The sequence below is a fragment of the Hymenobacter persicinus genome (assembly GCF_004167665.1).
Lineage (GTDB): Bacteria > Bacteroidota > Bacteroidia > Cytophagales > Hymenobacteraceae > Hymenobacter > Hymenobacter persicinus.
In genome coordinates, this window is the sequence record NZ_SEWE01000030.1 from 35139 (window position 1) to 58688 (window position 23550).

Here is a 23550-nt window from a genome sequence, read left to right on the forward strand (position 1 = left end):
CTACCGGGCGGCTGGCCCTACCACCACCGTGTCGCGGCGGAGCAGCACAAACTGGGAGTCTTCGTACACGACCCGGATATTGGGGCGGGCGCGCAGACGGGTGAGCAGGGCGGCGTGCTCCTCGGCGTTGAGGGGCCAGGTGCTTTCCGCCGGCGGCTGCAGCACGGCAATGTATTGGGCGTCGCCTAAAACGGGGAAGTGGTAGAGCTTGGCGCGGTTGGTCAGCCAGGGGGCCAGGTTGGACTGGGCGCTCAGGGAGGCTTCGGCCGGTACCCGGGCCAGGGCCGCGTGCAGGCCGGCCACGTTCAGCTTGCTGCGGTAGTGGCGCTTCACCAGAAAGTTCGAGCTTTCCCGGCTGTACCACTTACTGCGGCGCACGTACAGCGTCACCACGGTCGTCAGGGCAGCCAGGCTTAGCGTGACGACCAGATAGCGCCGCCGCGTACCGGGCGCGGCCAGCTGCCGGGCCGTTTCCACCACGGCCAGGGCCAGAATAGGCGCAAACTCGATGGAGTACTGCCCGTTGATGCCCCAGAGTCCGTAGTCATTGGACAGCAGCTTCTGGGCCAGTACCGGCACCAGCATCAGCAAGTACCAGGGCCGCAGCAGCAGGGCCAGCCCACCCGACAGCAGCAGCACGGCCCAGGTTTCGAGCTTAATGTAGTCGTAAGCCGGGTCGCCGGTGATGTTGACGAACAGGCTCTGCCAAAACAGGCCCGGGTGCCGCAGCACGTTGCCGATAACTTCGGGCAGGGAAGCGCCCAGGTGCTTGAAGCGCACCAATTGCTGAAACGGCCGGTGGGCGTAATCCAGGGCCGGCATCAGCCATTTCGTGACTAAGGCAAAGTACAGCACCGCGGCCACCGCGCCCAGCAGGGCCACTAACACCAGCCGCGGGTGGCGGCGGTACTGCACGGCGGCCCCCACGGCCACGGCGGCGCCCAGCAGGGCCATATTTTCCTTACTCACCAGCAGTAGCCCAAACGCCAGGGCCGCCGCCGCCCAGCGCCGCTGCCGAAACCAATGCAGCAGCCAGGGCAGAGCCATGCTCCCCACCACGTTGTCGTGGTAGTCGAAGCTCAGGGCCGAGTAAATACCCCACAGGCTATAGAAATACGCCAGCCCAAGGTTGGCCTCGGCCGAGGAAGCGCCCCGGCCGCGGGCAAATACCCAGACCCCGCGGCCGCCCAGCAGCACGGCCCCCAGCTGCACGAGCAGCAGCGTCCAGGAGCCGAACAGCCAGTAAAGCGGGGCTACCAGTACCGGAATCAACGTGAAGTGGGCCGAGAAAAAGCTGGTCGGGGCCGAGTCGGTGAGCAGGGTGGTAATGGGCGCGCGCAGGTGAGTCAGCTCCCGCAGCGCGTGCGTGGTCATGCCCAGATCGAGGGCGAAGGTGCGGAAGTTATAGTGGTTGACGAGCGAAATGGCCGCAAACACCAGCCCGAAACCCAGGTGCAGCGCCCATTGTCCGCGCGCCTGGCCCGGGGCGGGTCGGAGCTCAGCAGCCGGGCGCGAAGAAAAAAACGACACGATAGAGGGTAGTTAAAGGCGGCAGATCAGCCGGCATTCGGCAAATCGGCGCCAGCTTAGTGGGCCACGCCGGATTGCTGCACCGGCTGCGGCACGGACTCCACGGGAATATTGGTATCCGAAATAATGTAGAGCGGCCGCTGGCGCACGTTGGTGCTCAGGCGGGCAATGTACTCGCCAATGATGCCCACGGCAATGAGCTGCACGCCGCCCAGAAACAGAATGCTAATCATCAGCGAGGCCCAGCCGGGTTCGTAGTCCTGGGTTTCGAAGCGGGCGTAGAGTGTGTAGAGCATCACCAGAAAGGCAATGGCCGACACCAGAAACCCGCTGATGGTAGCCGCCTTGAGCGGGGCGTCGGAAAAGCCGGTGATGCCGTCGAGGGCCAGCCGGATCATCTTGCGGTAGGTGTAGCCGGTTTCGCCCCCGGCCCGCTCGGCCCGGTCGTACTCGAGGTAGGTCTGCCGGTAGCCAATCCAGGAAATCTGGCCCCGGATAAACTTGTTCTGCTCCGGCATCTGCTTGAGCGCATCCACCACCTTGCGCGAGATGATGCGGAAGTCGCCGGTATCGACGGGAATGGAGATGTTGGTGATGCTGGCCAGCAGACGGTAAAACAGCTTGGCCGTGAGCTTTTTGGCTGCGCTTTCGCCCTGGCGGGAGCGGCGCTTGGCGTACACCACCTCGAAGCCTTCCTTGAGCTTCTGGTACAGCTGCGGAATCAGCTCGGGCGGGTCCTGCAAGTCGGCGTCGATGATGACTACCGCCTCGCCCGCGGCCAGATCCAGGCCGGCCGAAACGGCAATCTGGTGGCCGAAGTTGCGGCTAAAGTCGATGTAGCGCACCCGCGGGTCGCGGCTAGCCAGGGTGTGAATCAGGGCCAGCGACTGGTCGCGGGAGCCGTCGTTGATAAAGATAAACTCGTAGCGCAGCCCCATCGGGTCGAGCACGCCGCGCAGGCGGTCGTAGAGCGCCGCAATGTTGGCTTCCTCGTTATAAATGGGGATGATGACGGAGAGCTCCACGCGGGTAGGGATAAGGGGAGAACGGGTAGCAGGTGCCGCCGGGGCAAGACCAGGAACGTGGCCCTCCCGTCGGCAGATTCAGGGGGCGGTAGCTGCCACCGCACCGCCCTGAATCCTGGCGCTTACTTAGGCAGCAAACTACGCCAGGAACTGCAAATATAGCGGATGCGGCTGGCTGCCAAGCACTGCGCAAGCCGGGGGCTGCGTCGCGCCGGAGCCGGTTTACTGGTAGTAGCGCTTGACTTTCGGGGGCACTACGTTCCAGTGCTGGAGCATTTTCACTTCCAGCTCGGTTTCGTTCGGGTCGTGCTTGGCATCCCAGGTCAGCACGTTGCAGCGGTCCGAGATATGCACAATGGGCTCGGGGGAGCGGGCCATCTGGTCCATCGACCACCGCTCACAGCCGTTGTCGGGGGCTTTGGCGGTGAATTTGTCGACGTACAGAAACGTACCGCTCAAGACCAGAATCAGGGCCAGGTAAATGCCGCGGGCGTAGCCGCGGAGTCGGAAGAGCAAAAAATACGTCGTCAGGCCGTAGGCGAAGATGATGCCCAGCAGCACCGGCAGAATCGAGTCGTTGCGCACCAAGTAGGGCCGGTAGGAGCGGTAGCCGCCGAAGGGCAGCAGCAGCGTGTACAGCACGGCAAAGACGGTAATCCAGCGCAGAATCCGCAGAATGCGCTGCCGCTCATCCGAGGCGGGCACAAACCAGTGAATCAGCCGGCTATTGACGACCACCACGAACAAGAGTAGGGGCAGACCCCAGTCGTAGGTCAGCTGCTGGTACACGCCTTTGGGCAGCAGGGCGTACAGCTCCTTAAGGGTATGGGTGTGCGTATTTTCGATGTTGTAGCGGCCAATGTAGAGCGAGTAGGCGCACAAGCCCGCCAGCACGGCCAGCAGCAGGATGGCCTGACCCGAAAGCCAGCCGTTCGGGTCCGGGAACAGCGTCAGGCGCCGGGGCGCGGCTCCCCAGTGCAGGCTCAGCCAGTAGAGCCCGATGCCCAGCAGCACCACGGCCACCACGGCCACCGGAATCGGACCGTTGAAGGCAATAACGACCATCAGCAGCACCAGCAGTGTAGCCCGCAGCGGACTCACGCGCAGGGGCTGCCGCCGGTGCGCGGCTTCGTAGAAGGGCCAGAGCAGCAGCAGCAGCGCCATCGGGAAGGCGTAGAACGTGGTGTAGGTGATAGCGCGGTTGGAAATGCCTATCTGCTCGTAAAAGCCTTCAGTATGAAACAGCGGCACCATCAGGGCCGCGGCAAGCCAGAGGCCCCACCGGGCCCGGGTACCGAGGCCGCTCAGCTGCACGTAGGCCGCCAGCGTGAACAGCAGCAGCGCCACCGTGACAGTCGTGAACAGGGCGCTGGCCGCGTACAAGCTGCTGATGGGCGACATCACCACCTGCAGCAGGTGGGGCATCTGTTTCCAGTACAGGCCGAGCGTGGCGTGGGCAAAAAAGCGGTTGGGCCCCGCGTACACGGCTTGCTTGGTCAGCACGGCCAGGCCGAACGGGTCGTGGAGCACCGGTTCGTACCACGACGCGGGCAGCACAATGGCCACCAGGTCGCCGTCGAGCGGCAGCTGATAGTTCTGCCAGAAAGTAGATACCAGGTTGGCTACTACAAATACAATGAGCAAACCCAGCAGGTACCGCCTCTTCATCAGCCTTCAGTAATAGGTAAGCGGCCGTCGTCAGCCGATGGTAAATAGTTGTGCGCCGGGCCGTAAAAGCCAAAACTCCCTGGACTCGTCGCTAAAAACGAGCCCAGGGAGCCGGACGCTGGGGCCTGGGCCGCGGGCCTGCTTCTGAGCCAGAGCGGCGTCCCGGCGGGGGCCAGTTATTCCTTGATGCTGATTTTGACGTCGTCTACCAGCACGAAGTCGCTGGCGTCGGCGCGCCACAGCGACATGCGGATGTGCTGGGTGGCGTTGATGTTGTCGGGCAGCTTGAACTCCTTGGATACGGGCACCCACTTCTTGTACTCCTTCACCACTTCGCCCAGCCGGATACCGTCGCCGAAGATTTCCTTGCCAGGGTTGTTGGGGTCCAGGATCTGGATGCCCAACATGCCGGTCGACTTGTCGCTCGGCAGGTAAGCCCAGCCTTCTAAGAGTACGGTGTTGAACTTCTTGCTGCTGGCCAGGGCCAGAGGCATGTCGAAGGTGGTGCTGAACTCGTGGTTGCCATCTACTTTGATGGCGTACTGCCCAGAGTGGGCGCGGCCTCTGTCCAGAGTGGTGGGGTCGTTGTTCCAGCCCGCAATAGACTCAAAATCATTCGCGGTGATGGTCTTGTCATCCACTTTCAGATTCTGCCCATTATCCGACGAGCAGGCGCCGAGCAAGGCCAGGCCGAGCAAACCAATGTATGTTTTCATTAAACCGTTAAAAAAGAAGCTTATTTGAGCAGCAAATATAGAGGCTTTGCCCACGAACTACACACTGCCGGGCGGGGAAAACCGCACGAAAAATGCCGTCGTCGGCTGCGGGTCAGGAGCGGGAAAACAGCCCGAACTTCAGGATGCAGTAGATGGCGCGGAATCCGTCGCGCCAGCCGATTTTTTTGCCCTCGGCGTAGGTGCGGCCGTAGTAACTGATGCCGACTTCGTAGATGCGCACGTTGGGCACCCGCGACACCTTGGCCGTCACCTCGGGCTCGAAGCCGAAACGCTTTTCCTCCAGCTTCAGCCCCTGAATAATGTCGCGGCGGAACAGCTTGTAGCACGTTTCCATGTCGGTCAGGTTCAGGTCCGTGCACATGTTGCTCAGGAACGTGAGCATCTGGTTGCCGATGCTGTGCCAGAAAAACAGGATGCGGTGGGGGTTGCCGCCCATGAAGCGGGAGCCGAACACGACATCGGCAAAGCCCTTGAGCACGGGTTTAAACAGGATGTTGTATTCCTCCGGGTCGTACTCCAAGTCGGCGTCCTGAATGATGACGTAGTCGCCGGTGGCCTCCCGGATGCCAGTGTGCAGCGCGGCGCCCTTGCCCTGGTTGACGCTGTGCTGGAGCAGGCGCAACCCCATTTCGGGGTAGCGGGCGGCGTAGGCCAGGATAGTTTCGGCCGAGGCGTCCGTCGAGCAGTCGTTAACCAGGATAATCTCCTTTTGAATGTTGTTTACCAGCTTCAGCTCGCGCAGCAGGTCCAGGATCTGGTGAATCGTCCGCGCTTCGTTATAAACCGGAATGATGATGGAGATGGTGTCGAACTTAACCAAAATGCAGTAGGCGTTAGAAAAGAGTGGCTAAAAATAAGGCCGAATTCATTGACCAGCACTATGGCCGGGGGCTAAGTAGGGTGGAATCCGCGCGGATAGGCTACAGGTTACCCGTGCGGCCGCCATCGACGGGCACGTTGATGCCATTGATGTAAGCGGCGGCCGGCGAGGCCAGAAACGCCACGGCTTGGGCTACTTCCTCGGCCTGCCCGAAGCGCCCGGCCGGAATCTGCCGCAGCATGGCCGCCTCAATGTCGTCGACTGACTGCCCGGTCTGGGCTACTTTCTTCTCGATCAGGGACGTGTGGCGTTGAGTGACGGTGGCGCCCGGCAGCACGTTGTTGACGGTGATACCGCTGCCGCCCAACTCGTTGGCCAAGGTTTTGGCCCAGTTGGCCACAGCCCCACGGATGGTGTTCGACACGCCCAAGCCCGGCAGCGGGAGCTTCACTGAGGTGCTGATAACGTTGATAATGCGCCCCTGCCCCCGGGCCTGCATGGCCGGCACCACGGCCTGGGCCAGCAGGTGGTTGCAGATCAGGTGCTGCTCGAAGGCGGCCCGGAAGGCATCCACGGGCGCGGCCAGAATGGGGCCGCCGGCCGGGCCGCCGGTGTTGTTTACCAAAATGTGAAATCCGTCGGGGTGGGTCGCCAAGTACTGCTGCACACGCTCGGCCAGGGTAGCCGGGGCGCTGAAGTCGGCCACGATAAAGTCGTGGGGCTGCCCCTGGGGCGTGGGCAGCTCGGCCGCCACCTGTTGCAGGCGGGCTTCGTCGCGGGCCAGCAGGGTGACGGTGGCGCCGAGGCGGGCTAATTCTTCGGCTACGGCGCGGCCGATGCCCTGGGTACTGCCGCCCACGAGGGCGCGCTGGGAGGTGAGGTCGATTTGCACGCCTAAAAGTAGGGAAATGCTCTTGCTCCGTGCGCACCCAGCCGGCCGGTTGCGGGCTTTTGCGTAAGTTGGGCGGAGAAAATGGTGAGATGGTGAGGCGGTGAAATAGGGAGTTGTCGTTCCGACGGCGCCCACCGCGCAAGCCACGCCACCCGCCCAGCAAGCTCACCAGTTCACCACCTCACCACTTCACCGTATGCCCGTTTCCCGCCCCTTCAACTTTCAGCACTGGATTGATGAGCACCGCCATTTGCTTAAGCCGCCGGTCGGCAACCAGCAGGTGTTCAAAGACAACAAAGACTTTATCGTGATGGTGGTGGGCGGCCCCAATGCCCGCAAAGACTACCACTACGACGAGGGCGAGGAGCTGTTTTTGCAGATCGAGGGCGACATTGTGGTCAAAATCATCGAGGACGGCAAGCCGGTGGATATTGAAATCAAGGCCGGGGAAATGTTTCTGCTGCCCGGCGGCGTGCCCCACTCCCCGCGGCGGCCGGCTGGTACGGTCGGGCTGGTGCTGGAGCGCTACCGCACCCCCGGCGAGCTGGACGGCTTCCAGTGGTACTGCGAAAACTGCGGCCACAAGCTTCACGAGGAGTTTGCCGAAATCACCGACATCGTGCAGCAGCTGCCGCCCATCATGAACGCCTTCTGGCAGAACGACGACTTGCGGACGTGCAAGAACTGCGGTACCTACATGGAAGCGCCGGCCCCGGTGGCCTAGCACCTCCGGATTCTATTGGCCGGCACACCCGGCCCTAGCAGCATTATCGATTTCTTTGCAGACTCGAAGAACTGCCGACTGGGGTCGGCGGCGCTTTGTGTTTGCGGCAGCGGGCCAAACAGCGGCCAGGTTCGCCGGGCCGCCCCGCACCCATTACAGCTTGTGAATTCATACAGTACCCGATGATTGATTTTAGACGGTCCCTGGACTGGTTGCGGCCTGCCTACCACACTACGTACGTCTGGATCTGCATTGCCATTGCTATGCTGGGCGCTATCGGACAGGGTGAGCGGTGGGCGCACAACGAGGTCTTTGTGTATGACATGGGCGGCTACTACGTGTACCTGCCGTCGGCCTTCCTGTCTCATGATCTGGGCGACTTGTCCTGGACGCGCGGAGCCCGCGCCAACTACCGCCCCGACCAGAATCCGGATTACGGCAATGTGCTTCTGCCCACGGGCAAAGTCGTTTTCAAGTATCCCATGGGCATGGCCATAGCGTATGCGCCCTGGTTTGGTCTGACTACTGGTATCTACTACCTCAAAGGCCAGGCGGCGACGACTGGCTACGAGTACATGTACCAATATATCCTGTCGTTGGGGTGCATGTTGTACGTGTTGCTCGGGCTGGCCCTGCTCGGCCGCGAGCTGCGGCACTTTTTCGCCGACCACATTGCGGCGCTGACGCTGCTGATTCTGGCCTTCGGCACCAACCTGTTTACCTACGCGGCCTACGAGCCGCTGATGAGCCACGGCACCCTGTTTATGCTCAACGTGCTGCTGCTGCGTTACACCCGGCGCTGGTACGCGGAGGGCACTGCCAGGGCTGCCGCCGCGCTCGGACTCACAAGCGGGCTGCTGGTGCTGGTGCGGCCGTCAGAGGTGCTGCTGCTGCTGCTGCCGGTGCTGTGGGGGCTTACCAGCCTTGCCGCCTTGCCGGAGCGCCTGCGGTTCTGGGCGCAGCGCTGGCCCCAGACGCTCCTGGTGATTGGGCTGGCAGCCCTGGTGGCTGGGCTGCAGCTGGTGTTCTGGCGCGTGGTCGGCGGGCAGTGGCTGGCCCCGTTTTACCCGGGAGAAAGCTTCGATTTCAGCAAGCCGCACGTGTGGGATGGGTTGTTCAGCGTCCGCAAAGGCTGGCTGTTCTATTCGCCGCTGCTGGTTTTGGCCCTGCTTGGCATTGCGTGGCTGCGGCGCAGCCCGGCCCGGTCGGTGCTGCCGGCTCTGCTCGTAGTACTGCCCATTGTCATCTACGTCACGTTCTGCTGGTGGGACTGGGGCTACGGCGGCAGCTACGGCGGCCGGACCATGATCAGCCTGTACCCGATGCTGAGCTTTGGGTTAGCCGCCTTCTGGCAGCGCTGGCTGGGCACCGGCAAGGCTTCCTACCTCTGGGTGCCGCTGGTGGCCACGCTACTGGTGGTGAGCCTGATTCAGAATCATCAGTACTATATCGGCATGATTCACTGGGCTGAAGAAACCTGGGTGATTTATCAAAAATACTTCCTGCTGCTGAAGTGGCCCCCCTCGTAAGCGCCGCGGCCCGCCGGCCGTAAATGCCCCACCCTGCGAACTGTTCTGCCCCACCCGCGTGCTCAAAATCGACATCCACACCCACATTTTGCCCGAAACCTGGCCCGACCTGCGCGAGCGGTACGGCTACGGCGGCTTTATCCGGCTTGAGCACCACAAGCCCTGCTGCGCCCGCATGATGCAGGACGACAAGTTTTTCCGCGAGGTCCAGGACAACTGCTGGGACCCCCAGGTGCGGATGCGGGAATACGACCAGTTCGGCGTCGACGTGCAGGTGCTCAGCACGGTGCCCGTCATGTTCAGCTACTGGGCCAAGCCCCACGACGCGCTGGACTTAAGCATGCTGCTCAACGACCACATTGCCGGCGTGGTGCAGCGCTACCCCGCGCGGTTTGTGGGGCTGGGCACCATTCCGCTGCAGGCCCCCGACCTGGCCATCCGGGAGCTGGAGCGCTGCATGAAAATCGGGCTGGCCGGCGTGCAGATCGGCTCCCACGTCAACGACTGGAACCTCGACGCGCCCGAGCTCTTCGAGGTCTTTGCCGCGGCTCAGGAACTGGGCGCCTGCGTCTTCGTGCACCCCTGGGATATGATGGCCCAGCAGAAAATGCCCAAGTACTGGCTGCCCTGGCTCGTGGGCATGCCCGCCGAAAGCACGCTGGCCCTGTGCTCGTTGATTTTCGGCGGCGTGCTGGAGCGGCTGCCCCGGTTGCGCGTGGCCGTGGCCCACGGCGGCGGCACCTTCGCCAGCACCATCGGCCGCATCGAGCACGGCTTTCAGGTGCGCCCCGATCTGTGCGCCATCGACAACAACGTGAACCCGCGCGAGTACCTGGGCAAGTTCTGGGTCGATTCGCTCGTGCACGACCCGCTGATGCTCGACTACCTCGTCAAAACCCTGGGGGCCGACAAAATCACGCTCGGCACCGACTACCCGTTTCCGCTCGGGGAGCTTGAGCCCGGCAAGCTGATTGAGTCCATGCCGTACCCGGATGAGGTCAAAGCCCGCATGTTTGGGGCCAACGCCCTGGATTGGCTGGGCCTGGGTGCCGAGCAATTCGTGGCTGGGGCCCGGCGGTTCGCCTAAAGCCGCGGGCTCGTCCGGGAGGAGCCAAAATTCTGTCGCCGGCCCGGCGGCGGTTGCTGCCTATCTTTGCCCCAATGACTGCCTACCAGCCCACCCCCGAGTTTGCCGCTTCCCTCGATGCCCAGGACCCGCTGCGCGGCTTCCGCGACCGGTTTCACATTCCGGCCGGCCCCGACGGCCGCCCGAGCATCTACCTGTGCGGCAACTCGCTGGGGCTGATGCCCAAAACGGCCCGGGCGGCCGTGGAGCAGGAGTTTCATTCCTGGGCAACGCTCGGGGTGGAAGGGCATTTCGAAGATCCGTCGCAGTGGATGCACTACCACGAAACCCTCACCGAAGCCTCGGCCCGGCTGGTGGGTGCTAAGCCCGTGGAAGTGGTGGTGATGAACAACCTGACCACCAACCTGCACCTGCTGCTGGTATCATTCTACCGGCCCACCGTCACGCGCTACAAGGTGCTGATGGAAGGCGGCGCGTTTCCCTCGGACCAGTACGCGCTGGAAAGCCAGGTGCGCCTGCACGGCCTCGCGCCCGACGAGGCCATCGTGGAGCTCGTGCCGCGTCCCGGGGAGCACACGCTGCGCACCGAAGACATTGAGGCCAAGATTCAGGAGCTGGGCGCCTCGCTGGCGACGGTGATTCTGGGTGGGGTCAACTACTACACTGGCCAGGCCTTCGACATGGCCGCCATCACCCGGGCCGGGCACGCTGTGGGCGCCACCGTGGGCTTCGATCTGGCCCACGCCGCCGGCAATCTGGAGCTGCACCTGCACGACTGGGACGTGGATTTTGCCTGCTGGTGCACCTATAAGTACCTCAACTCCGGTCCCGGCGGCACCTCGGGCGTGTACGTACACGAGCGGTTTGCCAACCGGCCCGACCTGCCGCGCCTGGCCGGCTGGTGGGGCCACGACCCGACCGACCGGTTTCAGATGAAAAAAGGCTTCCGGCCCATGCCCGGGGCCGCTGGCTGGCAGCTGTCCAACGCCCAGATTTTCCCGATGGCCATTCACCGCGCCGCCCTGGCCCTGGTGGAAGAGGCCGGCGGCATGGCTGCGCTGCGTCGCAAAAGCGAGCAGCTCACCGGCTACCTCGACTACCTGCTGCGCCGCCTTGAGTTGCCGGCCGGCACCCTGGAAATTATAACTCCCGCTGAGCCCGCGGCCCGGGGTGGGCAGCTGTCGGTGCTAGTACACCGGGGCGGCCGCGCCCTGTTCGACTTTTTGGCCCGGCAGGGCATTATTGCCGACTGGCGTGAGCCCAACGTTATCCGGCTGGCGCCCGTGCCGCTCTACAACTCCTTTGCCGACGTGCAGCAAACCGGGGCGGCCCTCGAAAAATGGGCTGCCCAGGCAGAATAGTTATACCTTTTTAATTGTTAGAGTTACGTAGAAGCTAAGGACGCATCTGCGCAGTTCACTCTACCGTCTTTGAATCATGGCTGAAGCATACGCGGACAAAATGGCCCGCAAAACCGACGCCGAGTTGCACCAATACGTAACCGGCCGCGCCCAGTACCGCGAAGACGCCGTGCTGGCCGCCCTCGATGAACTGGCCCGCCGGGGCCAGCCCCACCCCGACGACGCCCTGGTGCGGCCCGACGTGACGGCCGTGGTGGCTGAGCAGGCCGCCCGCGCAGCCGAAGTGCGGCAGGTGGCCGAGCGGGAAAGCACGCCCGAGCCCGTTGCCGCCGCCCCGGCCCTGTACTCACCCGTGACCATTGCCATGTTCTCGATGCTGTTTTCCTTTCTGGTGGGCGGCATCCTGTTGACAATAAACATGTTTCGGCTGAAGGAGGCCCGCAAGGGTTTTACGCTGGTCGTATTCATGGTGGTGCTGCTGCTGACTTCGTACTTCAGCCAGCAGTGGTTTGAGGCTACCGACATGGCCCTGATGCGTACCCAGCTGCTCGGGGTGGCTATCAATCTGGTGGCGGTGCTGTCGTACCTGCTGTTTTTCTGGCCCCGTTACGTGGGGGAGCGGCCTTACGTGAGCCGGTCCTGGTTTTCGGTGCTGCTGGTGTGCATGGCCATGATTGGGGTGTTTATGTGGGTGCTGCCCCACTTGCCCGGCGCCGCTAAGTAGCGCCAAGTCTTCGGGCTGACTCTTTCCACCAACCTCGCCGGTTATGCCGCTCACGCTCCTGCCGCTGCCGCACGCCGAAGTTCTGCTCGACCCCGATTTTCTGCCGCCGGCCGCGGCCGGTGCCTTATTGACCGAGCTGACGACCACTATCAACTGGCGGCAGGAACCCATCAAGCTCTTCGGCAAAGAGGTGATGCAACCCCGCCTGACGGCCTGGTACGGCGACCCGGACGCCCGGTATTCCTACTCCGGTATCTCCCTCACGCCCCAGCCCTGGACGCCGGCTTTGCAGCTGCTGCGCGAACAAGTGCAGCAGGTTGCCGGAGCGCCGTTCAACAGTGTGCTGCTCAATCTGTACCGCTCAGGCCAAGACAGCATGGGCTGGCACGCCGACGATGAGCCCGAGTTGGGGCCAGCGCCAGTTATTGCCTCCCTGAGCCTGGGCGCTACCCGCCGCTTCCGGCTGCGCCCGCGCCACCCCCAGCAACTATTGCACGAGGCCGTGTCGTTGGCGTTGCCCGCGGGCAGTCTGCTGCTTATGCGCGGCCCCACCCAGCGGCACTGGCTGCATAGCATCCCCAAAACAACCGCGCTCCTGGGGCCGCGCCTCAACCTAACGTTCCGGTTAGTAACAAGCCAGTAGCGGAAGCTGATCCTATCATTCACAAAAAAAGGCTCCGTGCGTAGTGCACGGAGCCTTTTTAGCTGAAAAAGAGCAGGCTTACTTCAGCTCGAAGAGCAGGCCTACGTAGCCCAGGCGGCCGATGCCGGCGCTGCCGTAGGTTTGCACGTTGCCAGTGTTGAACAGGTTCGACACGCCCGCCTGCAGCGTGGTGCGAATGGGGGCAATATTGTAGCCCGCCTGCGCATCCACGGTGTGGTAGGCCGCCACGCGGCCCGTGGCAAACGTCGACTCGTAGAGGAACGAGTCAGTCCAGCGGTAGTTGACAGTGTAACCCAGCTTGCGGCTCAGGGCCAGGCCGGTCAGACCGAAGTTGTACTTGTGGCGGGGCGTGTTGAAGAAGGTCTGGAAGTCGGCGGGCAGGTCTTTCGACACCAGGTCGTTGAAGCTATAGTTGGCCGACAGAATCAGCGGGGTACCCACCGTGTAGCTCAGGCCCACCGAGGCGCCCTGGGTTTTCACTTTCTGCGCCACGTTGGCCGAAATCTGAATCACGCGCACGTCGGGGTTGGCCGCCGACGGCACCGGGGAAGGCGTGGTCGGGCGGGTACCGTTCGGGTTGCCGATAAAGGTCTGGGTACCGATGAAGTCGTCGTAAGCGCTGCGGAAGTAGTCCACGTCCACGGTTACTTTGCTGGCCACCTGGGCCCGGTAGCCCACTTCCAGGGTGTTGACCTGCTCTAGACGCAGCTTATCGGCGTGGTAGAGGGCCCCGCGCAGGGTGTAACCGTCGAAGCCGTTGCCGATGTTGCCGAGCAGAATGGCGCGACCCACGTCGAGACGGATGTACTGGTCGGTCTGGGTGGGGGCGCGGAAGGCGCGGTTGTAGCTGGCCCGGAAGTTCTGCTGGTTGTCGCTGCCGACCGAATACACCACCGAAGCCCGGGGCGAGAAGGCGGGCTTGAAGTTCTTGAACTCATCGACCCGGCCGGCTACCGAGAGTTTGAGCCGCTCGGCCAGCAGGGCCTTGGTTACCTGAGCGTAGCCGCCAAATTCGTGGTTGCGCAGCCGGTCCCCGTCCTTGGTGTCGGAGAAGAGCGAGCCGTCGGAGCCCAGCAGGTACTGGCGGTAGGCGCCGCCCACAATCAGGTCGGCGAAGCTCAGCTTGAAGTTGTACTGGGCGCTGGCGTCGTTCAGAATCGAGCGCAGAATTACGCGGGCTCCCCGGCCGGGCGTACCGTCGTGAATGATCCGGTCCCGGGCCTTGTCGAAGTCAGGCGTACCGGGCTGGAGCTGGGGCGCGTTGGCATTGGCGTTGGCGCGGGCGGCGGCGGCGGCGGCATCGGCGTTGCGGCCGTTGGTGAGGTAGGCCTGGTTATAGGCCTGCGCGTAGGTGCTGAAATACCGTTCGGCGTAGGTGTAGGGCTTGCCGGTCTGCGGGTTGTTCGGCGCATCCGGGATGGTCGTGGTTTGCAGGAAGGCGCCCAGGAAACCCAAGTTGTAGGAACCGTCGGTGCTGGGGTCGCGCTGACCGGAGTAGTCGCGGGTGGTGTAGCCGCGCACAAACCAGTTGGTACCCTTCACTTCCACGCGGCCCTGGTGGCTGCCGCTGTTGTTGAAGCGGTAGCGGCTGGCGCTCTGGAAGATGCTGGTGCCATTCACGTACTTATAATCGACGGTGGCCTTCACGTTGTCGGTCAGCAGGTACGAAACCGAGGGGTTGACCTTGTAGATGTGGGCCTTCTGGTTGCCGGTAATGAGCTCCTTTTCCGAGTAGCCGGGCAAAAAGACCGTCTGCCCGTTCAAAAAGCCGGCCGAGGCGCCGAAGGTGGTGCCCACGTCGCCGTAGCGGTTCACCGCGTCGTAGCCCAGCGGGGAGCCGGCGGCGTGGTTGTTGGGCTCAATGGTCAGGGAAGTCGGATCCTGGTTGTCGGCAATCCAGTCCTTGGCCGTCAGGGCGCCGCCGGTGAGCTTGATGGCCAGCCGGTCGGTGAGTTTCTTGGCGTAGCGCAGCTGCCCGTCGAGCAGGCTGCGGTTGCCGCCGCGCAAACGGATGCTCAGGCCCTCGGTTACGAAAGGGTCCTTGGAGTTGAACAGCACTACTCCGTTAAAGGCATTGGCACCGTACAGAGCCGAGGCCGGACCGTGCACAATCTCAATGCTTTCTACGTCGAGGTCCGGGATGCCGAGCAGGTTACCGAAGTTGCTGCTCAGGCTGGGCAGCTGGGTGTCCATGTAGTCGGCCATCTGAATCACCCGCTCGGCCCGGGAACTGTTGAAGCCGCGGGTACTGATGCTGGAAGTCAGCAGGCTGGAGCTGTTCACGTCCACGGCCTTGAAGCGGGCCAGGCCGGCCAGCAGGTCGGGCGTGGTCAGGCTTTCCACCTGCCGCGTGTTTACTTTTTCTACCGTAACGGGTACCTGCGAAATGCTTTCCGCTACCCGCGAGGCCGACACCACCACCGTGTTGGTGAGGGTTGAGCTCACCGGCAGCACCACGCGCACTTCCTGCTGGGCCTTGGAAATGCCGAGTTCCCGGGTTTCGTAGCCCACAAACGACACCGAGATGATAACCGGCGGCTCCGTGAAGTCGGCCTTGAGCGTGAACTTCCCGTCCCGGTCGGTGCTGCTCCCAATGAAGGTGCCCTTAATGAAGATGGTGGCGCCCGGCAGAGGCTCTCCGGCCTCGGTCTGGACTACCCCGGTGATGGAAATGGTATTCTGCGCCCAGGCAGTGGCACTGCTGCATAAGGTACATAGCAGCAGTACTAGAAAACGGTAGTGTTTTCTCATAGCAAGAAGTTGCAAAGGTGGTGTTGGGAATTTTTTGGCAAGTGAAATTCCTGCAAAATTAAGGTAGGCATGCATACCATGCAAGGCCGCAACCAATTGATTATCAAAAAGCTGGTTTGGTGGGAAAAAGCCAATTTATTGCACTAAGCCGGTAGTTCGACGGAACGCCGCCCACGCAGATAGAGGGCTTGCGGAGGGCTTAATACCGGATATCGGGATGGCCAAACAGGTTGATGTCGCCTTCTTCGCCCACTTGATAGCCGCCTACGTCGAGCTTGGGCGTGAGCGGGCGGGGGGCAAGCTCCGGAGTAGCGGTACCGCTGAAGCCGGGGGCCGCGCAAACCGGCCGGCCCGCGGTAAACCGCAGGCGGGAGCTGGCGGAGGCACTATACGGAACGGGTTGGTAATCCGCCGGAGCGGGGGTGTTGTTGAAATAAAAACGATACGGAGTAGACTTCTTGATTTCCATAAGTAAATACGTTCGTTTAATAATGCAACTATACGGGTGAAACCGGTTATGCGGTCAGCTTTTCTTTAAGCCCGCGGGCCTTTCGGGCCGGGTTCCCGTATTTATCCGCTCAACCAACTCCGGGGAAAGGGTTACTTTCGCCTTCCCCATTCTCACCTGCTTCCCGTCCCACCCACACGCATGGCTGATTTTTCCGCTCCGGCAGCTACTTCTGTCGAACCACTTACCATTATGGGGGCCGGCCTGGTCGGGTCCCTGTTGTCGTTGTATCTGGCCCAGCGTGGCCACGAGGTAACCGTGTACGAGCGGCGGGCCGACCCCCGCAAAGCCGGCTTCGTGGAAGGCCGATCCATCAACCTGGCGTTGTCGGACCGCGGCTGGCGGGCCCTGGAAGGAGTGGGCATCGGCGACGAAATCCGGCGCGTGGCCATTCCGATGTACCGCCGCGTGATGCACGACCAGCAGGGCAACCTCACCACCCAGCCCTACGGCCAGGATAATCAGGCTATCTACTCCGTGTCGCGCGCTGGGCTGAACCGCACCCTGCTGGATTTGGCCGAGGCCGACCCGCGCGTGCACCTGCGCTTCAACCAGCAGTGCCTGGGCGTCGATTTGCGGGAGCGGCAGCTCGAACTCCGCGACGCCGAAACCGGCCAGCGCGCCACGCACGCATTCCGCCGCCTGTTCGGCACCGACGGAGCCTACTCGGCCGTGCGGGCCGCCATGCAGCGCACCGACCGGTTCAACTATTCCCAGAGCTACCTCGACTACGGCTACAAGGAGCTCAACATCGAGCCCGGCCCCGGCGGAGAGTGGCTCCTGGAAAAGAATGCCCTGCACATCTGGCCCCGCGGCCAGTACATGATGATTGCGCTGCCCAACCTAGACGGCTCTTTCAACTGCACCCTGTTTTTCCCCTTCGAAGGCGAAAAGTCGTTTGCCGCGCTCCAGACCCCGGCCCAGGTGCAGGCCTTCTTCGAGGAAGTATTTCCCGACGTGGTGCCCCTGATGCCCGACCTGACCCAGGAGTATTTCCAGAACCCAACCGGCTCGTTGGTTACGGTGCGCTGCTTTCCCTGGGCCTTCGACGACGACGTGGTACTGCTCGGCGACGCCTCCCACGCCATTGTGCCCTTCTACGGGCAGGGCATGAATGCCGGCTTCGAGGACTGCACCGTACTCAACGAGCTGCTCGACCAGTACGGCACCGACTGGCACGCCATCTTCGAGCAGTTTCAGCAGCAGCGCAAGCCCAATGCCGACGCCATGGCCGAGTTGGCCCTTTACAACTTCGAGGAGATGCGCGACCGGGTAGCCGACCCACGGTTTTTGCTCCAGAAGAAAATCGAAAGCAAAATCTCGGCCCAATACCCCGGCAAGTGGCTGTCGTTGTACTCCCAGGTCACGTTCTCGCACACCCCTTACGCCGAGGCCTGGCGCAATGGGCAGCGCCAGGAGCAGATTATGCGCCGGCTGATGCCCCACATCCAGTCAGAGGCCGACTTCGACCGCGCCGAGGTACAGCACCTGCTCGCCCAGGAAGTAGCGCGGTAGCCCCGCGGAGTTTAAGTTTGTAAAATCCCGTTCGCAGCCTGCTGCGGGCGGGATGTTGCGTTAGCCCAGCTGGAGCCCCAGTCCCATCCCCAGCACCACCCCCACGCCCAATGCCAGGCCCGCCCATACTTGGGCGGACGTGTGCGCTTCCAGCTCGAGCCGGGCCGTGAGCACCGCGCCAGCTATTATAATAGTGCCCACAAGCCACCAGAGCAGCTCGATTGGCTGCGCTGAGGTCAGATATAGGAGGGCAATCAGCCCGGCGGCCCCACCTACGCCCACGCCGTGGGCACTGATTTTCCAGCTCAGCGAAATCACAAACGTCAGGAAGACGGCCAGCACCATGCCCACAATCAGCTGCCCCAATAGGCGGTCAAATACCAGCTGCTGGGCAAGGATGGTGGCGGCCAGCCCGAAGCTGAAGGTGGCCAGCAGCAGGGGCAAGGGGCGTTGGGCCCGTTCGCGCAGCAGCAGCGAATCGAGTTGCCCAAACCAGTACAGGGCCCCGGTGCCCAGGGTGGGGAGCACAAAGGTGAAGCCGAATACTACCGCCAGCACTATCCATCGGTCAGGTACTGAGGGCCGTGCGATGAGCATTGGCACCTGGTAGCAGACCACGTAGAATAGATACGAGGGGATTAAAAGCGGATGAAAAAATCCTGATAAGATATTGCTAATCAGTTTGTTCAATTAATGGCTATGTCTGGATGCTGGTAGTAAAGTAAGATATAAAGTGTCAAAACCTGTATATTGAATCCTCAAACGAGCAACCTTTTACGCGGTTTGCTGTGTTTCGGCTAAAATCCTCACCTAAATCTTATTGCTTAGTGAAAACTTCTTCTCGATTCCGACAGTGGGGTGCCCTGCTGTTGCTAGGAGGCGCGGCTACAATTGGTAGTGGCGCGTATTTATGGCAGAATGGTGCCGTCCTCACCAAAGTCCAGAACGCCTTTGAGCGGGAGGAAGAAGAGGACGACGATGACCGTCCCGACCGGCCGGATCTGGCAATGGAGCAGGAAGTAGCCCGGACGATGGACCTGGCTACCGGCACGGTGCCGCGGGAGCGGCTCGTGGCGGCCCAAAACTACGCCCAGCGCCTGATCAATGAGCGCGCGGCCGCCCGCCTGCCCGTAACCAGCTTGTCCCAGATCAACTGGACCGAGCGGGGCCCGATCAACGTGGCCGGCCGGGTGCGCGCCCTGGTAGTAGACCCCACCGACCCGAGCGGCAACACGCTGTGGGCCGGCGCTGCCGGTGGCGGCCTCTGGAAAACTACCAACGCAACTGCCGCGTCGCCAACTTGGACGAGCGTAGACAACTTCTTCTCGACGCTGGCCGTCACGGCCATTGCCTTCGACCCCCGCGACCCCAACGTAATGTACTTCGGTACGGGTGAAGGCTTCTTCAACGCCGACGCCGTCCGCGGCCTGGGCATCTGGAAGTCGACGAACCACGGCGTGAACTGGGAGCAACTGCCCAGCACCGCTACCGGCACAACCTTCAACTACGTAACCAAGCTCGTGGTGCACCCGGTTTCGGGTGACGTGTACGCCGGTACCCGCGCGGGCCTGCAGCGCAGCACCAACGGCGGAGGCGCCTGGTCGGCCGTACTGGCAGCCGGCAACGGGGCCATCGACAGCCGCATTGCCGACGTCGAACTGGGAGCCGATAACAAGCTCTACGTATCGATCGGCCTGTTTACCCTCGACGGCATCTACCGCTCCTCGACCGGCAACGCCGGCGACTGGACCAAGCTGAACTCGCTGCCCAACTCGGGCCTCCCTACCACGGGCTACCGGCGCATTGAGCTGGCCTGCGCTCCTAGCGACGCCAACCGCATCTACGCCATCTTCGAAAACGCTACCAACAACCAGGTTCTGAATCTGTTCCGTTCGAACGACGGCGGCAACACCTGGACCACGATGACTCTGCCCGGCGGCGTGGCTTCGGCTTTGGCCAGCTCCCAGGCCTGGTACGATCTGGCGGCAGCTGTTGCTCCCAACAATCCCAACCAGCTCTACGTAGCCGGCCTCGACATCTTCCGCACCCTGGACGCTGGCACCGACCCGGTGGTATGGCAGAAAGTATCGGTGTGGAGCGCTGTGCCCGGCTCGCCGAACTTTGTGCATGCTGACCACCACGTTATTACGTTTGCTTCGCCCGATGGCAACCTCGCCTACTTCGGCAACGACGGCGGCGTGTTCACGACCACCAACGCCGTCAGCACGGCGGCTCCCGTGTTCAGCCAGCGCAACAACGGCCTGAACATCACCCAGTACTACGCCGTAGCGGTACACCCCACCAACGTGAACTACTTCCTGGCCGGTGCTCAGGACAACGGTACGCAGAAATACACCACGGCCGGCCTGAACACGACTACCACCGCTACCGGCGGTGACGGCGCCTTCTGCTTCATCGACGAAGACGAGCCGCAGTTCCAGTTCTCGTCGTACGTGTATGCGCAGTACCGTCGTTCTACCAACGGTGGTGGTTCGTTCTCGAACTTTAACTTCAGCGGTACGGAAGGCTCCTTTATCAACCCGACCGACTACGACAGCCGCGACAACACCATGTACGGAGGCTACACCCCCGGCCTGCTGCTGCGCTGGCCCAACGCCACGACCAGCTCCACCACCAGCACGATTTCGCTCACTTCGGGTGCCGGTGCCGTTACGCACGTGACGGTATCGCCGAACCGTCCGGGCCGCGTGTACGTGGGTACTGCTACCGGCCGCGTAATCCGCGTTGACGATGCCACCGGCACTGCCCCCGTCGTGACGGACATCCGCACCGGTACCGGCTCGGTATCCTGCGTGGCTGTTGAAACCGGCAACGACAATCACATGCTCGTCACGTATTCCAACTACGGCGCTGTAAGCGTGTGGGAAACCACCAACGGCGGCGGTACCTGGCGTAGTGTAGAAGGCAACCTGCCCGATATGCCGGTTCGTTGGGCTATGTTTGACCCAGACAACAACCAGCGCGCCTTGCTCGCCACCGAGCTTGGCGTCTGGGCTACCGACAACCTCTCGGCGGCTACCGCCGCTTGGTTCCCCGCCAGCCTGGGTATGGCCAACGTGCGCGTCGACATGCTGCGCATGCGCAAGTCCGACAAGCAGATTGCTGCTGCTACCCACGGCCGCGGCCTGTTCACGACGGATGTATTCACGCCGACTTCCACCAAGAACGGCATTTCGCTCAGCGACAAGCTGCTCGACGGCGTGTATCCTAACCCCTTCGCGCAGGATCTGAACGTGCGGTTCCAGAAGCCGGTATCGGGTGAGGCAGCCTTTACGCTCACCGACACCCGCGGCCGCAAGGTGATGAATGCCACGCGTCGGGTTTCGGGCCAGGAAGTTTCGGTACCCGCTCCGGCCAACCTGGCCGCTGGGGTATACTTGCTGACGGTACACGCCGGCAACGAAACGGCCGTGCGCCGGGTTATCCACCGCTAAACGTCCCTGCTTGGCTGATCAACGGCCAGGTAGACTAGAAAAGGCCAGCACTGAAAAGTGCTGGCCTTTTTTGTATTGGCCCAAAAGCGCTTACATATGGGCTTAGCCTATTGCACCGTTGGCTGGGAATGGCTTGGTGGAATGATTAGCGCTTGGTAAATCAACTTGGTAATCCAATATTCAAGCTACTTCTAAATTAATGAACATGGATAGGTGGTTTGTGATTTTTATAAGAATAAGAATGGCTTATTTTGCGTGTGTATACTTGTTTGCGCAGCCTGCCTGATCGGGCTAAAAGGACCAGGAGTATTATATGGCTATAGTTTATCGGTATTTCAGGTGGTGTTTTTTTCAGTAAGTTGGTCTGTGAAATAAAATTTTTTCAATAGGGAAAAACGAATAGATTTGTGGTTAGTCTTTTTGTCACTCTTTCATTTTTCCTATTGAAGACTTTTTTCTCCTTACTGCGCCGTTGGCAATGGGCTGTGCTCAGCGCCCTGGTATTGACGACGGTCAGCGGCTATTTTTTGCTTCAGCGTACCCCAAACTTGCTAAGCCCGATTGAGCTGACGGAAGAAGAGGGCGAGGAAGAAGAGCACGACCGGCCTGACCGGCCCGACCTGGCGATGTTGCAGGAATTCAACCGTACCCGCGACCCGGCTACCGGCACGGTGCCGCGCGAGCGGTTGGTGGTAGCTCAGGCCCGGGCTGAGCAGCTGCTGATGCAGCAGGCTCAGCGGACCTCGGCCAGCACACTCTCATCGGCCTCTTGGACCGAGAAAGGCCCCTCCAACGTGGGCGGCCGCGTCCGCGCCGTGCTCGTTGACCCCGCTGATGCCACGGGTAACACCGTGTGGGCGGGCTCCGTAGCTGGGGGCCTCTGGAAAAGCACCAACGCGCAAAGCGCTTCGCCGACCTGGGTGAGCATCAACGGCTTTATGGCTAACCTGGCCATTACTTCGCTCGTCTACGACCCAACAAACCCGGATATCATGTACCTGGGCACCGGGGAGGGCTTCTTCAACCTCGACGCCGTGCGGGGCCTGGGCGTGTGGAAATCGACGGACCACGGTGTGACCTGGACGCAACTGACCAGCACGGCGCCGCCCGCCGTGGCCGACTTCTACCGGGTGCAGCGCCTGGCCGTGCAGCCCGTGACGGGCTACGTGTTTGCCGCGACGCGCACGGGTCTGTTTCGCAGCAAGGACCAGGGAGCCACCTGGACGGCCGTGCTGCAACCCAGCGGTATTCGCATGGGTGACGTGAAAATCAGCTCCAACGGGACCATTTTCGTGGGCGCTGGCCTGCTGCAAACCGGAGCTCTGTACCGCTCCACCAACAACGGCGACACCTGGACCAACCTCAACACCACGGCCGGCTCGGGTCTGCCGGCCACGTCGGTGGGCTACCACCGCATTGAGGTAGCCTGTGCCCCCAGCGACGCCAACCGCGTGTACGCCATCTTCACGACTTCCACCGACACCGCCCTGGACATCTACATGACCAAGGATGGAGGCACTACCTGGAGCGTCATCAACAAGCCAGCCGGGGACTTTACCAGCGGCCAGGGCTGGTATAGCCTCGCCATGGGCGTGTCGCCGACTGACCCTAACACGCTCTACGTGGGAGGCCTAGATTTGTGGCTGACTACCAACGCCGACGCCGTGCGGGTGCAGGGCCCTAACACGACGAGCCAGACTACCTGGACACAAACCACGGTGTGGTCGGCTTCCAAGACGGCTTCCAACTACGTACACGCCGACCACCACGCTATTGTGTGGGTGCCAGTGACGTCGGGGACGGCCACTAAAGCCTTTTTCGCCAGCGACGGGGGCATTGCCTACTCGGCTAACGCCAACTCCACGGCGGCAACGTACGGGCAGCGCAACAACGGCCTGAACATCACCCAGTTTTACGCCCTGGCCCTGCACCCCAGCGACGTAAACTACTTCCTGGCCGGCGCTCAGGACAACGGTACCCAGCGCTACACCCAGGCCGGCGGTCAGGTGACTACCGAGGCTACCGGCGGCGACGGCGCTTTCTGCTTTATCGACCAGAATGAGCCCCAGTTTCAGTTTACGGCCTACATCTACGCCCAGTACCGGCGCTCCACCAACAGTGGCACGAGCTTCACAACTCTGAACCTGAGCACCACGGCCGGCCAGTTTATTAACCCGACCGACTACGACAGCCGCAGCAACACGCTGTATGGCGGCTGGACCGTGGACCGCTTCTTCCGTCTGCCCAGCGCCACGACGGCCGCCGCAACGGCCGTTTCCAACGTATTGCTGGCTACCGGCGCCGGCATGGTTACCCACGTGACGGTGTCACCCAACAACCAGGACCGCCTATTTGTGGGCACCGAGCCCGACTTTTCGGTGGCAACGCCGGGGCCGGGCCACGTGTACCGGGTAGATAATGCCGCTTCCGCTTCGCCCATCGTGACGCTGCTCTACACTGCGCCGGCCGGCATGTCGGTTTCGAGCGTGGCCGTGGAAGCCGGCAACGATGCTCACCTGCTGATGACGCTGTCGAATTACAGCGCCACCGAAGCCAAGGT

18 protein-coding genes are annotated in these 23550 nt (G+C 62.3%); 9 read left to right on the top strand and 9 right to left on the bottom strand.

All coding sequences use genetic code 11. The annotated features are described in order from the left end of the window. The 6 genes from EWM57_RS14085 to EWM57_RS14110 all read right to left on the bottom strand — a co-directional run bounded on the left by EWM57_RS14085 (nucleotide 1) and on the right by EWM57_RS14110 (nucleotide 6672). A complete protein-coding gene (locus EWM57_RS14085) occupies nucleotides 1–1530 on the bottom strand; it encodes a DUF2079 domain-containing protein (RefSeq protein WP_129921798.1) in 1530 nt (509 codons plus the stop codon). A 56-nt stretch (nucleotides 1531–1586) separates the two neighbouring features. After that, the gene (locus EWM57_RS14090; RefSeq protein ID WP_129921799.1) at nucleotides 1587–2555 is read right to left on the bottom strand and encodes a glycosyltransferase family 2 protein; all 969 of its coding nucleotides are present in this window, start codon (nucleotides 2553–2555) and stop codon (nucleotides 1587–1589) included. Between the two features lie 222 nt (nucleotides 2556–2777). Beyond that, complete coding sequence (locus EWM57_RS14095) at nucleotides 2778–4223, bottom strand: hypothetical protein (RefSeq protein WP_129921800.1); 1446 nt, start codon at nucleotides 4221–4223, stop codon at nucleotides 2778–2780. 176 nt (nucleotides 4224–4399) lie between these two features. Continuing rightward, a complete protein-coding gene (locus EWM57_RS14100) occupies nucleotides 4400–4939 on the bottom strand; it encodes a hypothetical protein (protein WP_129921801.1) in 540 nt (179 codons plus the stop codon). A gap of 112 nt (nucleotides 4940–5051) precedes the next feature. Further along, the gene (locus EWM57_RS14105; protein WP_129921802.1) at nucleotides 5052–5780 is read right to left on the bottom strand and encodes a glycosyltransferase family 2 protein; all 729 of its coding nucleotides are present in this window, start codon (nucleotides 5778–5780) and stop codon (nucleotides 5052–5054) included. Nucleotides 5781–5880: 100 nt separating this feature from the next. Next, nucleotides 5881–6672 (bottom strand): SDR family oxidoreductase, encoded by a 792-nt coding sequence (locus tag EWM57_RS14110; protein ID WP_129921803.1) that lies wholly within the window; start codon nucleotides 6670–6672, stop codon nucleotides 5881–5883. Nucleotides 6673–6868: 196 nt separating this feature from the next. On the opposite strand from EWM57_RS14110, the gene EWM57_RS14115 reads away from it, so the two are divergent. The 6 genes from EWM57_RS14115 (at nucleotide 6869) to EWM57_RS14140 (ending at nucleotide 12740) form a co-directional block, all read left to right on the top strand. Then, the gene (locus EWM57_RS14115) at nucleotides 6869–7396 is read left to right on the top strand and encodes a 3-hydroxyanthranilate 3,4-dioxygenase (RefSeq protein WP_129921804.1); all 528 of its coding nucleotides are present in this window, start codon (nucleotides 6869–6871) and stop codon (nucleotides 7394–7396) included. 182 nt (nucleotides 7397–7578) lie between these two features. Then, the gene (locus tag EWM57_RS14120) at nucleotides 7579–8925 is read left to right on the top strand and encodes a hypothetical protein (RefSeq protein ID WP_129921805.1); all 1347 of its coding nucleotides are present in this window, start codon (nucleotides 7579–7581) and stop codon (nucleotides 8923–8925) included. Nucleotides 8926–8983: 58 nt separating this feature from the next. Further along, nucleotides 8984–10012 carry an amidohydrolase family protein gene (locus tag EWM57_RS14125; RefSeq protein ID WP_129921806.1) on the top strand — a complete coding sequence of 343 codons (1029 nt, stop codon included), beginning with the start codon at nucleotides 8984–8986 and terminating at the stop codon, nucleotides 10010–10012. 74 nt (nucleotides 10013–10086) lie between these two features. Continuing rightward, nucleotides 10087–11373: a kynureninase gene (kynU, locus tag EWM57_RS14130; RefSeq protein ID WP_129921807.1), complete on the top strand. Its 1287-nt coding sequence runs from the start codon at nucleotides 10087–10089 to the stop codon at nucleotides 11371–11373. Between the two features lie 76 nt (nucleotides 11374–11449). Further along, on the top strand, nucleotides 11450–12097 hold the full coding sequence (locus EWM57_RS14135) for a hypothetical protein (RefSeq protein ID WP_129921808.1): 648 nt from the start codon (nucleotides 11450–11452) through the stop codon (nucleotides 12095–12097). A 43-nt stretch (nucleotides 12098–12140) separates the two neighbouring features. Next, complete coding sequence (locus EWM57_RS14140; RefSeq protein ID WP_129921809.1) at nucleotides 12141–12740, top strand: alpha-ketoglutarate-dependent dioxygenase AlkB family protein; 600 nt, start codon at nucleotides 12141–12143, stop codon at nucleotides 12738–12740. 78 nt (nucleotides 12741–12818) lie between these two features. On the opposite strand, the gene EWM57_RS14145 is transcribed toward EWM57_RS14140, so the two are convergent. Continuing rightward, nucleotides 12819–15512 (bottom strand): TonB-dependent receptor, encoded by a 2694-nt coding sequence (locus EWM57_RS14145; RefSeq protein ID WP_165370519.1) that lies wholly within the window; start codon nucleotides 15510–15512, stop codon nucleotides 12819–12821. A 199-nt stretch (nucleotides 15513–15711) separates the two neighbouring features. Then, nucleotides 15712–15981: a hypothetical protein gene (locus tag EWM57_RS14150; RefSeq protein WP_129921811.1), complete on the bottom strand. Its 270-nt coding sequence runs from the start codon at nucleotides 15979–15981 to the stop codon at nucleotides 15712–15714. Between the two features lie 180 nt (nucleotides 15982–16161). Between EWM57_RS14150 and EWM57_RS14155 the strand changes: the two genes are divergently transcribed. After that, nucleotides 16162–17535, top strand: a complete 1374-nt coding sequence (locus EWM57_RS14155) for an FAD-dependent oxidoreductase (protein WP_129921812.1) — start codon at nucleotides 16162–16164, stop codon at nucleotides 17533–17535. Nucleotides 17536–17595: 60 nt separating this feature from the next. Here EWM57_RS14155 and EWM57_RS14160 read toward each other — a convergent pair whose 3' ends face one another. After that, complete coding sequence (locus tag EWM57_RS14160; protein WP_129921813.1) at nucleotides 17596–18132, bottom strand: hypothetical protein; 537 nt, start codon at nucleotides 18130–18132, stop codon at nucleotides 17596–17598. Nucleotides 18133–18362: 230 nt separating this feature from the next. Between EWM57_RS14160 and EWM57_RS14165 the strand changes: the two genes are divergently transcribed. Both EWM57_RS14165 and EWM57_RS14170 read left to right on the top strand, forming a co-directional pair. Next, complete coding sequence (locus EWM57_RS14165; RefSeq protein ID WP_129921814.1) at nucleotides 18363–20990, top strand: T9SS type A sorting domain-containing protein; 2628 nt, start codon at nucleotides 18363–18365, stop codon at nucleotides 20988–20990. A 548-nt stretch (nucleotides 20991–21538) separates the two neighbouring features. After that, nucleotides 21539–23550 (top strand): WD40/YVTN/BNR-like repeat-containing protein (locus EWM57_RS14170; RefSeq protein ID WP_129921815.1); only part of this gene is annotated, 2012 nt, incomplete at its 3' end.

What these genes read in the sequence shown, in the direction of transcription:
- kynU (WP_129921807.1), top strand. Translation starts at nt 10,087, where the DNA reads ATGACTGCCTACCAGCCCACCCCCGAGTTTGCCGCTTCCCTCGATGCC.
- EWM57_RS14160 (WP_129921813.1), bottom strand. Translation starts at nt 18,132, where the DNA reads ATGCTCATCGCACGGCCCTCAGTACCTGACCGATGGATAGTGCTGGCG.
- EWM57_RS14100 (WP_129921801.1), bottom strand. Translation starts at nt 4,939, where the DNA reads ATGAAAACATACATTGGTTTGCTCGGCCTGGCCTTGCTCGGCGCCTGC.
- EWM57_RS14135 (WP_129921808.1), top strand. Translation starts at nt 11,450, where the DNA reads ATGGCTGAAGCATACGCGGACAAAATGGCCCGCAAAACCGACGCCGAG.
- EWM57_RS14140 (WP_129921809.1), top strand. Translation starts at nt 12,141, where the DNA reads ATGCCGCTCACGCTCCTGCCGCTGCCGCACGCCGAAGTTCTGCTCGAC.
- EWM57_RS14115 (WP_129921804.1), top strand. Translation starts at nt 6,869, where the DNA reads ATGCCCGTTTCCCGCCCCTTCAACTTTCAGCACTGGATTGATGAGCAC.
- EWM57_RS14145 (WP_165370519.1), bottom strand. Translation starts at nt 15,512, where the DNA reads ATGAGAAAACACTACCGTTTTCTAGTACTGCTGCTATGTACCTTATGC.
- EWM57_RS14150 (WP_129921811.1), bottom strand. Translation starts at nt 15,981, where the DNA reads ATGGAAATCAAGAAGTCTACTCCGTATCGTTTTTATTTCAACAACACC.
- EWM57_RS14155 (WP_129921812.1), top strand. Translation starts at nt 16,162, where the DNA reads ATGGCTGATTTTTCCGCTCCGGCAGCTACTTCTGTCGAACCACTTACC.
- EWM57_RS14095 (WP_129921800.1), bottom strand. Translation starts at nt 4,223, where the DNA reads ATGAAGAGGCGGTACCTGCTGGGTTTGCTCATTGTATTTGTAGTAGCC.
- EWM57_RS14120 (WP_129921805.1), top strand. Translation starts at nt 7,579, where the DNA reads ATGATTGATTTTAGACGGTCCCTGGACTGGTTGCGGCCTGCCTACCAC.